Source organism: Prescottella sp. D32, from assembly GCF_037287305.1.
GTDB classification, from domain to species: domain Bacteria; phylum Actinomycetota; class Actinomycetes; order Mycobacteriales; family Mycobacteriaceae; genus Prescottella; species Prescottella equi.
On record NZ_JARBSW010000001.1, the window covers coordinates 910,535 to 922,720 of the forward strand.

At 68.6% G+C, this 12,186-nt stretch carries 13 protein-coding genes; 3 read left to right on the top strand and 10 right to left on the bottom strand.

What is annotated here, in order from left to right; translation table 11 throughout:
• Window positions 1-42 precede the first annotated feature (42 nt).
• Window positions 43-1,974, top strand: a complete 1,932-nt coding sequence (locus PSS76_RS04135; RefSeq protein ID WP_337455881.1) for a hypothetical protein — start codon at window positions 43-45, stop codon at window positions 1,972-1,974.
• Window positions 1,964-3,661, top strand: a complete 1,698-nt coding sequence (locus tag PSS76_RS04140) for a glycosyltransferase family protein (protein ID WP_337455882.1) — start codon at window positions 1,964-1,966, stop codon at window positions 3,659-3,661. The genes PSS76_RS04135 and PSS76_RS04140 overlap by 11 nt, the downstream gene beginning before the upstream one ends.
• Window positions 3,662-3,811: 150 nt before the next feature.
• On the opposite strand, the gene PSS76_RS04145 is transcribed toward PSS76_RS04140, so the two are convergent.
• The 10 genes from PSS76_RS04145 to PSS76_RS04190 all read right to left on the bottom strand — a co-directional run bounded on the left by PSS76_RS04145 (window position 3,812) and on the right by PSS76_RS04190 (window position 11,220).
• The gene (locus tag PSS76_RS04145) at window positions 3,812-4,033 is read right to left on the bottom strand and encodes a hypothetical protein (protein ID WP_139793056.1); all 222 of its coding nucleotides are present in this window, start codon (window positions 4,031-4,033) and stop codon (window positions 3,812-3,814) included.
• Window positions 4,034-4,256: 223 nt separating this feature from the next.
• Window positions 4,257-4,385 (bottom strand): hypothetical protein, encoded by a 129-nt coding sequence (locus PSS76_RS04150; RefSeq protein ID WP_005517614.1) that lies wholly within the window; start codon window positions 4,383-4,385, stop codon window positions 4,257-4,259.
• Between the two features lie 210 nt (window positions 4,386-4,595).
• Complete coding sequence (locus tag PSS76_RS04155) at window positions 4,596-5,999, bottom strand: WS/DGAT/MGAT family O-acyltransferase (RefSeq protein WP_242420724.1); 1,404 nt, start codon at window positions 5,997-5,999, stop codon at window positions 4,596-4,598.
• A gap of 195 nt (window positions 6,000-6,194) precedes the next feature.
• Entirely contained in the window at window positions 6,195-6,365 is a 171-nt protein-coding gene (locus PSS76_RS04160; RefSeq protein ID WP_175271654.1) for a hypothetical protein, read from the bottom strand.
• Window positions 6,366-6,422: 57 nt separating this feature from the next.
• Window positions 6,423-6,725, bottom strand: a complete 303-nt coding sequence (locus PSS76_RS04165) for a hypothetical protein (protein ID WP_037084877.1) — start codon at window positions 6,723-6,725, stop codon at window positions 6,423-6,425.
• A gap of 194 nt (window positions 6,726-6,919) precedes the next feature.
• The gene (locus tag PSS76_RS04170; protein WP_022597951.1) at window positions 6,920-7,735 is read right to left on the bottom strand and encodes an ABC transporter permease; all 816 of its coding nucleotides are present in this window, start codon (window positions 7,733-7,735) and stop codon (window positions 6,920-6,922) included.
• The gene (locus PSS76_RS04175; RefSeq protein WP_238772321.1) at window positions 7,732-8,904 is read right to left on the bottom strand and encodes an ABC transporter substrate-binding protein; all 1,173 of its coding nucleotides are present in this window, start codon (window positions 8,902-8,904) and stop codon (window positions 7,732-7,734) included. Before PSS76_RS04175 ends, PSS76_RS04170 begins: the two co-directional genes overlap by 4 nt.
• Window positions 8,901-9,647, bottom strand: a complete 747-nt coding sequence (locus tag PSS76_RS04180) for an ABC transporter ATP-binding protein (RefSeq protein WP_238772324.1) — start codon at window positions 9,645-9,647, stop codon at window positions 8,901-8,903. Before PSS76_RS04180 ends, PSS76_RS04175 begins: the two co-directional genes overlap by 4 nt.
• A complete protein-coding gene (locus PSS76_RS04185) occupies window positions 9,623-10,672 on the bottom strand; it encodes an acyl-CoA dehydrogenase family protein (protein WP_238772327.1) in 1,050 nt (349 codons plus the stop codon). The genes PSS76_RS04180 and PSS76_RS04185 overlap by 25 nt, the downstream gene beginning before the upstream one ends.
• An 8-nt stretch (window positions 10,673-10,680) precedes the next feature.
• Window positions 10,681-11,220, bottom strand: a complete 540-nt coding sequence (locus PSS76_RS04190; RefSeq protein ID WP_005517624.1) for a DUF4242 domain-containing protein — start codon at window positions 11,218-11,220, stop codon at window positions 10,681-10,683.
• Window positions 11,221-11,538: 318 nt separating this feature from the next.
• Between PSS76_RS04190 and PSS76_RS04195 the strand changes: the two genes are divergently transcribed.
• A complete protein-coding gene (locus tag PSS76_RS04195; RefSeq protein ID WP_238772330.1) occupies window positions 11,539-12,138 on the top strand; it encodes a TetR/AcrR family transcriptional regulator in 600 nt (199 codons plus the stop codon).
• Window positions 12,139-12,186: the final 48 nt, after the last annotated feature.

Sequence of the window (12,186 nt, forward strand, 5' to 3'; positions counted from 1 at the left end):
GGGCCGGCAATTCGATACCGATCCATCCGCGTCCTCTCGTGCATGCTGGCGGCTGCGGCCGCAGCGGTGTGTGTGGGTGTGTCGCCGGCGTCGGCGCAACCTGCCGCCGACGACATCGTGCGTGACACGACGCTGGTGTGGCCGGGTCTGGGCCTGCCGTCGTCCGTCGATCTCGATGCGACGTCCTCTCGGGACTTCACGATTCCGGTGCCACAGGGCGCGCGCGGGGTGGTGCTCACCGGGCAGATCCGATCGGCTCAGGGCATCGGTGATGCGCAGGTCGCGATCGACGACGCGCATGGTCGTCCCGTCGCATCGTTCGGGGTCTCCGCCGAGCCCGGTACCTCCTCCCCGTTCACTGCCGACCTGAGCGCTCTGCCCGTGGTCGACGGAGCGGTCTCGATCCGAATGATGCTGAGACCGGCTCATTCGCCGAGCGATCGCTGCTCGTCGGCTCCTGCGGTGACGCTCTTCGATCTGGCAACCACGTTCGGAATCGTCGGCACCGCGCCGCCGCGCACCGTGCAGGACTTTCTCCCGCCGGTCCTGACCGGCATGACCGTCAAGGTGCCGAGGACGCCCACGGCCGCGGAGCAACAGGCAGCCCTCGACCTCGTCGCCGCGGTCACCACGCACTACCTACCCGCTCCGGTGGATGTGCGAATCGTCGCATCGGATGCGGAGCCCGCGGGCCCGCCGGCGATGGACGATCCGCTTCACCGCACCGTCGTCATCACTGAAGGTGGGGACCCGGCGGTGACGGTGGAGCGCGACGGCGACGGGCGTCGGTACCTCGCCATCTCGGGATCGGCACAGACACTCCCGCAACAGGCTTCGCTGTTCACATCCCAGACGAGCGCCCTCGCGCAGGCCGCGTCGGTGACCGTCACCGAACCCGGTGGCCGCGCGGTGCACGGCACGGACACCCTCACCTTCGGTCAGCTCGGCGCCTCGGCGCAGGCACTGGTGCTCGGTCGGACGGACGCACACGTGGGCTTCGCGCCGACCGCCTTCGGTTCTCCGGGCCTCGGCGCCGCACGGGTACGTCTGCTCGCCGACTACACGCCTGTCCATCCGGACGACACCGCCTCTTTGGTCATCGAGTCCGCCGGTGTCGTGGTGCAGACTCTCCGGCTCGACGAATCCGGGCACGTGGACCGCTCGTTCGATCTCCCCACCCAGATGTCGGGACGGTCGACCGGAATCACGATGCAGCTCACCTTCACGCCGCGCGGCGGCTGTACGCCGTTCACAGCACCCATGTCGTTCCGGACCGACCCGCGCTCGACGGTGTCCGTCGTCGCGGGCGCCGATCCGCGCGGTGGCTTCGCCTCCCTGCCATTGGCGTTCGCGCCCAGCGTGCAGGTGGCGTTGGGTGATTCGGATTCCGGCCATCTCTCTCGTGCCGCGGCGGTGCTCCAGGCGATTCAGCGGTTGACCGCGACCCCGTTGAACGTCGTCGTCGTGCCGCCCGAGGAAGCAGCGAGCAGCGGGTCGGGGGCGCTCGTCGTCGCGGACGCTGCCACTGTCGAAGCCTTGAAGTTGTCTCCGCCCCTGTCCGGTTCGGCCGAGAGTGCGCGGGTGGACCTGGCGACGCCGCTGTCGGCGACGGTTTCGGGCGGTCTCGGGTCTATCCAGGCCTTCACCGACGGTGGGCGCACGGTGGTCCTGGTCACCGCCTCCCGCGACTGGGCGCCGGTCGACCGGCTGCTGAGCTATGCCGCAGGTCTCGACGACGGCTGGGCATCGCTTTCCGGGGACGTTCTCGTGGCCGGCGTCGACGGTGAACCCGCCACGCTCACGGTGCGAACCGATGGCAGCCCGCGATTTCTTGCCGAGACAGCTACCTCGTGGCGGCGCTGGTTGTGGCTGGGCGGGGCCGTTCTGATCGTCGCGGCCGCGTCGGTCGGAGCCTCCTGGGTCCGACGGCGTCGGACCGCTGCGGCCCGCTCCCGTGCGCACCGTGACGACTGACGTCGTCGGTGCTCGCCGGTCCGCTCGCGTCACCCCCGCGGTGCCGCGAGCGGGCGGCGCGGCAATGCTCTTCTCCGTATGTGTGCTCGGCTACGGACTGCTCGGTTATTTGCTCACTGCGCAGTTCAACCTCATCGACGGCGACGGTCCGAGCCGGGTGGCGAACGCCGGGTACACGATCCTGAGCCGAAACCCGCACCTCGGCGCCATGGGTTTCGTATGGAATCCGCTTCCCAGCCTCGTCGAACTACCGCTCCTCGGCTTCAGCCACTGGTGGCCGGAGTTGAAGACACTCGGGTTGGCCGCCGTGATCCAGAGCGCGCTGTTCATGGCGGGTGCAGCAGTGGGTGTACGTCGCATCGCATTCGATCGCGACGTGCCCCGACTCGGCCGTTGGGCTGCGGTCGCCGCGTTCGCCGCGAACCCGATGATCGTGCAGTACGGCGCCGTGGGCCTGAGCGAGGCGGCGCTCATCTTCTGCGTCGTCTGGAGTGTTCGGTTTCTGCTGTTGTGGGTGCAGTCGGGGGCCGCCACCAGCCTCGCCTGGTCGGGTCTCGCGTTGGGGTTCGGCTATCTCGCGCGGTACGAAGCGCTCCCGGCGGTCGCGGGCGGGGCGGCCTTCGTGTTGTTGCTCGCCGTCTACCGTGCGTGCGATCCGAGCCGGCTGGGACGCGTCTCGACGTGGAGGAAGGCGCTCCCTTCCGGAATCCAGGCCGCGGTCCTGTTCTGCTTTCCCGCGATGGGCGCCTTCCTGCTGTGGACGATCTCGTCCTGGCTGCTCACCGGGGATGCTCTGCCGCAGTTCACCTCCCAGTACGGCAACGGTACTCAGATGGCCACCGCGGAAAGCGCGGGTGCCGACCTACTCGAAGGGAAGGCGACGATCGACTCGATTGCCGCGAGAGTGTTCGGGATGGAGCCGCTGCTGCCCGTAGTCGTCGTCGCCGCGGGGTGGTACGCCTTCCGTCGGCGGCGAGTCGATATCTTCGCGCCCCTCGCGGTGTGCGGCGGAGTCCTCGCCTTCCAGGCTGCGGCGCAGTACACCGGTATGACGTTCGGGTGGTTCCGCTTCTACATACTCGTCGTTCCGATGACCGTCATCGCGGCGATGACCCTGTGGGAACCGTTGCGGTCGCGGGAAACCGGTGGCTCGATGCGCGCGTGCGCGTCGTCGGTGGCCGCATCGGCACTCATGGTGGCGACGCTGGTGTCCTCGATTCCGGTGACCTGGCACTCGATGCTCGACCCGGCAATCGGCGACCAAGGTCCTCAGCAGGGTCTTCGCTCGATGGTCTGGCCGGACCGATATCCGCCGCAGGAGAACTCGTTGTTCCAGGCCTTTCAGGACGACCGCAACATCGCCCGGTGGCTCGACAACCAGAATCTACCGCCGTCGTCGGTGCTTTCCGACACGTTCCAGAGCTGGGGCATCTGGTTGGCATCTGGTCGACCGCGTCAGTTCGTGATCACCAGCGACTTCGACTTCGCTCGCGCACTCAACGCCCCACACGAATTCGGGATCCGGTTCATTCTCGTCTCCGACCCGGTTGCGGATGGCGCAGCGGACGCCGTCAATCGGCGGTACCCGACGCTGTGGTCGGACGGTGCAGGTCTCGGGGAGCTGCAGTTGACGGTTACCGGGCCCGGTGGACAACCGCGGTGGAAGATCTACCGGCTCGATGGGTGATGCGTGTGTACGGCGCCCGATCCCGTCGGGGGTGGATCGGGCGCCGCGGCACCGACGTTAGCGAGCGCTCGTCGCCGCCACCGGTGGATTCGGACATCTGTGCCGAGCATCACTCGCGCGCAGCCGGATCGGTGCGGCCACCGCCGGCGTTCAGTAGCTGCGTCGGGCGCGCCCCGATCGCGGATGGAACCACAGTCGACCGGCGAGGACCATGCGGTCGAGCTCCTCGCATACCCCGCAGCGCGGGTACAGGGCACCGTCGGGGCCGACGCCCGACGCGCGATCAGCCCGCTCGACTCGTGCGCCGATCGGGCAGTCGGTGAACACGTGGTACGAGATATCTGCGCCCGAACTCGTTGAGTAGTAGGGCATCTCCTTACGCACCGCTCTCGTCCTCTCTGCACGTCGCAATGCGGGCGAGCGTACACAGGAATCCGGCTAACCGGTACGAAACGAACGAATCTGGCGTCGTGGGCAGGATTCGTCGGCGCTCGGCACCCGTCGAGGGAGGCGAAGACCTCGTCGAGGCCGCGGGCGGTCTGACGAAAACGCCCTCCAGCTGAAGCAGCTGGAGGGCGTACGCGTACGGGAGCGGTCAGCCGAGAGCGGCAATGGCGCCGACGAGCGCCAGCGCTGCGCCGATTCCGCCGATCAGGGTGCCCACGCCGCTGATGATCGGCTGGATCTGCTTGATGAGTGCGAGATCGGCTTCAGACGAACCCATTTACTTCTCCTCTGTTGGTTCCCCCCACGCTCGACGGAGGTCGAAGGTGGCGCCACCGCCAGTTGCGGCGGCACAGGTGACGTTAGTTCACGACATACCTAACGTCATGTCGGGGAGGCTCGGCGTCCGCTCGCAACACCACGTGGCCAGCGGATTGCGCCATCGATGCGAGGAGTGGTCACCCGGGGTTGAGGCCCGGAGCGTTTCGTGTCAGATCCCGACGGCGACCTCGAGTGCGGCCAGTTCGCTGTCCAGGTGGTCGAGGATCGCCTCGAGCCGGGGGGCGGCACGGCGACAGCCGGTTAGCCCGAACGCGATCGCGTTGTCGGTGCTGGTGCAGGTGATGTTGAGTGCCTGTCCGTCGAGCGTGACCGACAGGGGATAGAGGGCGTCGAGGCGGCATCCGTTCCAGTAGAGCGGGGCGTTCGGGCCCGGCACGTTGGAGATGACGATGTTGAACGGCGGCCGCACCGGGCCGTGTCGACCGAAGAGCATGTCGAGCGCGAGTGGTGCGGACCCCAGCGCGCTGAGGGCGATCACCTGCGCCGAACTCATACCGCGCAACGCTGCCTTGCCTTCGGCCATCGATCGCCGGACCGTGGCCAAACGCTCGGCGGGGTCGGCGTGATCGGTGCCGAGATTGCACATGAGTGTGCCGATTTCGTTGCCGCCGGTCTCGTTCGAGTCGATCGGCTGGGGGCGGGACTTGTTGCCGTGCAGAGATACCGGAACCATCGCAACCAGCGGCCGGTCGGGGAGTGCGCCGCGTTCGACGAGATAGCGCCGTAACGCGCCCGACGACATCGCGAGCACGACGTCGTTGATGGTGCCGTCGACGTGCTTCGCGACCAGGCGTAGTCGGTCGAGCGCCCAACTGCGAGCGGCGAATTGGCGGGCGCCGGTGATCGGTACGTTCAGTGCGGAGTGGGGCGCCGAGAAGGACATCGGGCCGCCCTGGTTGCGCAGCGCGCGCAGCACGCTGTCGGCGAGCGCGGGGACCAGTCCGGTCGCCTCCGCGGCAACGTCGATCGCGGTGCGGATCGCCGACGTCGGGAGCTCGAGCAGTCCGGCCGGGCTGCGGCGCCGCCGGATCTGCGTACGGGGCTCCCACGGCGCGGGCATGTCCCGCTTGTCGGAGTCGACCGTCAGCGATCGGCGTAGCAGGCGCATCGCGCCGACACCGTCGGCCACGCTGTGGTGAACCTTGGTGTAGACGGCGAAGCGGCCGTCCGCGAGGCCTTCGATCAGATGCATCTCCCACAGCGGCCGGTTGCGGTCGAGCAGGCTGCTGTGCAGGCGGGAGACGAGGGCCGACAGTTCCTCCATCCCGCCGGGGTGCGCGAGCGCGTCGTGCCGAATGTGGTGGCCGATGTCGAACTGGTCGTCGTCGGCCCAGAACCACTGTCCGAGTGACGAGGGCGATCGGCGGGGCCGTTTGCGCAGCAGCGGGGTCACCGCACCCCGCGCCATCGCGACGTCGAGCATGCCGCGGACGTCGCGGGCGTCGGCGCAATCCGGAGGCTGCAGCAGGACCAGACCACCGACGTGCAGCGGATGCTCCCGGGATTCACCGAGCAGGAAGACGGAATCGGCCGGTGACATGGGGAGCGGCATACGGGGGTCGCCCTTCGGAAATGGCGGGCCGGCGGATGCCGCCCGCAGTGTCGTGGATCACGTTGCCGTCAGTTGTACGTGATCCCCGCCCGACGCGCCACCTGTTCGAATGTCCAGCTAAATCGGTATTTTCGGGTGATTGTCGGGAGTGTCCGAACGTTCGTCCGTTTGGTCTCGGCGCCGCGCGCCCAATCGCTAGCGGTCGCGGATCTGGGACGGGTCCTCGGTATCGAGCTTCGTCACGTCCCAATCGAGTGTGGAGCCGATTTCCTCGCTGTCCGCACGGCGAATGCCCCGTCCGATGAGCACGGCTGCGGCGAGCGCGAGGACAAACCACGCTCCGAGTGCGATCCACAGCCAAAACATGTTTATTTTTGTAGCACCGGGACCTGTGAAAAGTTGAAGTATTGCCTGAGAGCTAGCTCACGCGAGGGACAGCGTCGGGGCGCCGACGCGGAAGCGGTTCCGGGCCTCGCTCACGGTCAGGACGGGTACCCCGAGGGTGCGGACCTGCGCTAGCAGCAGGGCGTCGGCCGGGCTACAGATTCCGTCGAGTGCATCGTCGTCGACCACCGCGCAGTCGACGCCGGCGTCGGCGGTCTGTGCCCGACCGTAGCCGAGTGCGAGGGCCAGCTCGCGAGCCTCGTCCAGCGCTGCGGACCTGCCGACGAAGACGACGTCGCCCTTGATCGAGGTGGTGACCTGATCGTCGAGTGCGTGGTTCATGGGACTCCTTGTGGCGACTTGTGGCAACGCGGTACCGGTGTCGAACATCGGTTTGCGTGCTCGACCGGAGACCGCCCCGCAGAGCGTGAGGTTCTCGAATGGTAGGCCGCGGCGAGTGGGTTCGCTCGTCGGCGGCCACACTGCACCGGTCAAGTGTGCCGGTGTGCGAACCGTGGAGCCGCCGGCGGCGGGCGTCAGCCGATCGGGACCGGGGTGGGCGCGGATGCGGTGTCCGGGCGCCGACGACGCTTGGTCGTGAGCAGGCGCTGGGCCGCGGAGTCGAGCAGGAACCCGAGGAGTCCGATCACCAGGATGACGGCCATGACCTGGTCGTACGCGAGCTGGTCGCGGGCGTTGAGGATCTGGTAGCCCAGCCCCGACTGCACTCCGAGCATCTCGGCCGGCACCAGCACCACCCACGCGATGCCGAGCGCGACGCGCAGCCCGGTCTGCAGATGGCCGCGGATCGCAGGAAGGACTACGGCCGTGAGCCGTTCGGTGCGGGTTGCGCCCATCGAGCGGGCCACCAGCAGGTGTCCGGGATCGATCGCGTGCACGCCCGCGGCGGTGTTGATGACGATCGGCCACACGGCCGCCGCCGCGATGAGGAAGAACACGGGCCGGTGCCCGATTCCGAACAGTGCCACGGCGATCGGCGCCCACGACAGTGGGGAGATCATCCGCAGGAACTGCGTGACGGGCCGCACGGCACGGTCTACCGTCGGATTGAGGCCGATGAGCAGACCGAGCGGGATGCCGATCACGGCGGCGATCGACAATCCGACGAGCAGACGCCACATGCTGGCGGCGGTGTCCGGCAGCAGCACCCCGCGTTCGATCAGGCCACCGAGCGCGGGCAGCACCTCCTGGGGTGCGAACTCGCGGATCAGTGAGTCGTCCGACGCCAGGATCGTGGTGGCGAACCACCACAGGAGCACCGCGACGGCGATCGCGGTGAGGGGCGGCCACCATGCGGACCACCGTGAACGGGAGGGCTGCCGACTGCTCACGTGGGATCCACTTCCTCGGTACGGGTCAGGTGTGCGGGGAGCCCGAACGCTGCCGGGCCGCCGGCGATCGTCAGGGACTGTCGCACGAAACGGTCGTCCACCAGATCGGCGTGGACGGAGGCCGGATCGAGTCGGGACAGGAAGCGCCGATCGCCGTCCACCTCGGTGTCGTGCATCGCTTCGACCAGGGCCTGGGTGAAGCTGGGGAACGGGAACGGCTGGTAGCCGATGCGCTGCGGCTGCCAGGCCTGGTGGCTGACGGGGTACACGTCGGCCGGGTAGGTGAGCGCCTTCGTGATCGCCGGGAGCGGCTGCGGCAGATAGCGTCCCGTCTTCAACATCTCGGCGGCGTGCTTGCGGTCGGCGTCGATGCGCAGTTGCGCCGACGTCACGGCGTCGGTGAGGCGTTGGACGCCGGCGGGGTCGCGGTCGATCACGTCCTCGTGCACGAGCAGAGCGCAGCAGGCGTGGTCGCGCCACACGTCGCCGAGGAAGCGGTGGATTCGGCCGACACCCTTGATCTCTGCGGCCGCGTTGAACGGATCGGCCACCGTGTAACCGCCGATCGCACCGTTCGCCAGGGCGGGCAGCATGTCGGACGGGCTCATCACGACCAGACCCACCGTGCCGTCCGATCTCGACGGGGCGGTGCGCACCACCGGACGGAGGCCGCCCGCGCGCAGCAACTTCTGCAACACGATGTTGTGGATCGACCACCAGAAGGGGATCGCGACCTGGCGTCCTGCGAGCTGACCTAGTTCGGTGATGTCGGGCGCCACGGTCAGCGCGGACCCGTTGGTGTGGTTCCAACCCAGGACACGCGCCGCGCCGCCGAGCGAGTAGCGCAGCTGCACCGCCATCGGCATCAGCAGGTGCACGACGTCGACGTGCCGACTCATGAACGCCTCGGCAAGGCTCGACCAGCTGCGGAACATCACCGGTTGCGTGGGGCTCACCGGGTTGCCGTCGAACGATCCGGTGTTGTGAGCAATCAGCAACGGGGCCGCGTCGGTGATGGGCAGGTAACCCACCCGTAGGTGCCCGGTGGTGTTCGCCCGGCTGGTACCGGCGGTCCGCGCGAGGTCGACGATCCCGGCGATCCCGCCGGCCGCGGCCAGTCCCACCGCGCCCTGCAGCAGCGTGCGCCGGCTCAGCGCTCCTCCGCTCACGGTCGGGGCGCCCCGACCAGTGTGGACGTGCGGTAGGCCGACAGGATGTCGCTCCGCAACGCGTCGTCGTCGACAGTGGCTGTCGCACAGTCCCATTCGCGTCGAACAGTGCCGCCTTCCCCGATCAGGACGATGCGGTGTCCGAGGACGATCGCCTCGTCGATGTCGTGCGTGACGAGGATCGTGGTGCAGTCGAGGTCCTCGGCGACGCCCGCGAGCCAATGCTGCAGATCGCCACGGATCGCGGGGTCGAGGGCGCTGAACGGCTCGTCCAGCAGCAGCAGGCGGGGTCGGATCGACACCGCGCGGATCACCGCGACACGCTGCGCCTGACCGCCCGAGAGCTCGTCCGGGTACGCGTCGGCCAGCTCGGCGAGTCCGAAACGGTACAGGAGGTCGTCGGCGTACGACGGATCGAAGACGGCGTCGTTGGCGGCGAATCTTCCGCCCAGCCGGACGTTCTCGCGGACCGTGAGCCACGGCATCAGGAGAGGCTTCTGGAACACGACGCCGGTGCGCGGACGGGTGTCGCCGCGCACTCCGTCCCAGTCGATCGTGCCGGAGTCGAATTCGTCGAGCCCCGCGATGATCCGGAGCAGGGTCGACTTGCCGCTTCCGCTGCTGCCGACGATCGCGAGGATCTCGCCCGATTCGACGTCGAGATTCACCCCGTCCAGGACGGGTCGGCGACGACCGTGGAAACTCTTGCGGCCGTCGGCTATCGAGACTGCGCGAGTTCCCACCGCAGTTGTCCTTCCGAGGGTGACTGGATGGGTAGGAAGGCGGCTTCGCGGAAGCGCCGGTTGGTCGGGTGCTTCGCGGCGTACCCGGCGCCGCCGCGTAGCGTCGCCTCCAGACGTGTCGCCGCGACCGCGACCTGCGATCCGTCCAGGCGGAGCTGGATCAGGTCCCGAACAGGAGTGTCGTCGATTCGCGTGGCGAAGTCGTACAACCGATTTCGCAGCGAACGACAGTCGTTCTCGAGTCTCGCGTGCTCGTCGACGAACTCCTCGCCGAGGCCCGTCAGCAGCGCCGCGCTCTCGGTCAGCGACGTGCCCGCGATGCCACTGCAGAACGACGTCTGCAGCGCCAGGAAGGTGGGCCGGATGGACCGGCAGAACGGGGTCAGCTCGGTGCTGATGATCTGCGACACGGGCACGAACACCCGGTCGAAGACCAGGGACGTCGAGGCGGTGGCGCCGAGTGCGAGGAGCTCCGGCGCGGGATTGATGCAGACCCCCGACGAGTCGGCATCGACCACCGCGACGTACGTGGACCCGTCGTCGCCGCGTGCCGGGAACACGATCACGGCATCGTCGAACACGTTGGACGCCCAGCGGATCGGGCCGCTCACTTCGATGCCGCCGTCCACCGTCGTGGCGATGAGCGGGACGTCGCCGAGGCCGGCGGCCTGCCGCAGTCCGGCCGCCATCGCGGTCACACCGATCGTGTCGCCGGACGCCAGGCGGTCCCGGTACCGCTCACGCACGGCCGCCGGCCCCCGGTCGACGTACTCGAGGCACATCCGGTGCGCCCACACGCCGAAACCGGCGCTCAGGCTCTCCGCGGCGACGTCCTCGATGACCGCGACCATCTCCGCGAGCGGTCCTTCTCCGAATCCGAGGTCGAGCAGCCCGAGGGAACCGAGCAGCGCGACATCCTCGCGGGTGTCGGTCTCGCCCCGGTCGAGCTGGACGGCCCGATCGCGCACGAAGGCACGAGCCTGCACCCGTTGCGGGGTGTGCGTGGAAGAGATGATCGCGGTCATGGGAGGTTCTACCGTTCGGTGTCGAGCTGGTGCAGGCGGCTGACGGGGGTGCTGACGACCTCGCGGGCGCGGCGCACGGCGTCCTCGTCGGGGGCGTTGTAGAAGCACAGGCACTTGGCGGTGTCCTCGCGGACGTACGTCCGCAGGAAGCTGACCTCCGGGATGTTCGCGTAGAGCGGCGACTTCTCCTTCTTGCGGGTCAGGTAGGTCTCCATGTCGATCTCGGCCGGGATGTCCCACTCGACCAGGTAGCCGGCGTCGGGGCGGGCTGCCTTGATCTCCTCGATGTCCGCGCCGACGATGCGAACCAGGTGCGGGCCGTCGAGTTCTGCGGCGTCGAGGGCGTCGGCGTCGAGCAGCGGCGCTGCGCAGCCGTCGAACTCGGTGATGGCGAAGATGCGTTCGCCGCCCTTGGTCACCTGGGTCTCGATCAGCTCGCCGCCGGCAGCTGCGGTGGAGGAGTCGAACTCCTTGATGATCTGCTCGATCTGGTCCCGGCGCGCGGCGCTGGGGGCGATCTCGTACAGGTACAGGGCCTTCGAGGACATGACGGAACCTTCCGGGAGTGGGTTGTGGACACCGCCGCGGGGCCGCGCCGACGGAGGTCGTGCGACGGTGGCGCGAAGAGCCGAAGGAACGGCAGCTGCAGACAGGCGTGAGCGAACGCCGATGGCAGAGAGGCGGGTCCGGGGTCGCTGAGATCAGCGCATCATGGGACGACGACACGCAGCGCCGGCGACCCGCACCAGATCAAGGTGCAGGCGGCGGGTGAGGAAACTGCGGGTCACGGGCAGCAGTCTAGGCATAGACAGACCTGTCTGTCTACTCGTGCACGGTGGCGCGACCGGGGTCGCTACGCTGTCCTGGTGTCTCCCTCCCTGCAACTGCGGAAACCGACCCCGACGGACGTGGCGTCGCCTGCCGAGCGACTGCTCGCGGCCGCGACGGAACTGTTCGCAGCCAACGGGATCCGCGCGGTCGGGATCGATCGCATCCTTGCCGAGTCGGGGGTGGCGAAGGCCAGCCTGTATTCCTCGTACGGGTCCAAGGACGGGCTGGTGCACGCCTATCTCGAGGCACTCGACCTCCGGGACCGCACCCGCTGGGAGGGGGCGGTCGCCGACGTCGCCGAGCCGCTGGATCGGGTTCTCGCCTTCTTCGACCTGGCTGCCGCGTCCGCGCCGGTGCGCAACTTCCGCGGATGCCAGTACCTCAACGCGGCAACCGAGTTCCCGGGCGACGAGGTCCCGATGCTCGCGCCGGTGCAGGCGCACCGGGAGTGGGTGCTCGCGCGGATCGTCGAGAACCTCGCGGCGGCTGCCGTCCCGGATGCGGAGGCGGTCGCGGCTCGGGTCCAGCTGATCTACGACGGCGCGCTCGCCGGCTCCAAGTTCACGCATTCGGAGGAACCGATCCACCTCGGTCGACGGATGGCCGAGGAACTGTTGCGGCCTACCCGGAACTGACTGCGCGGAACCGCGGTACAGATCCGGTGTCGTGCCGTATCTTTGCCA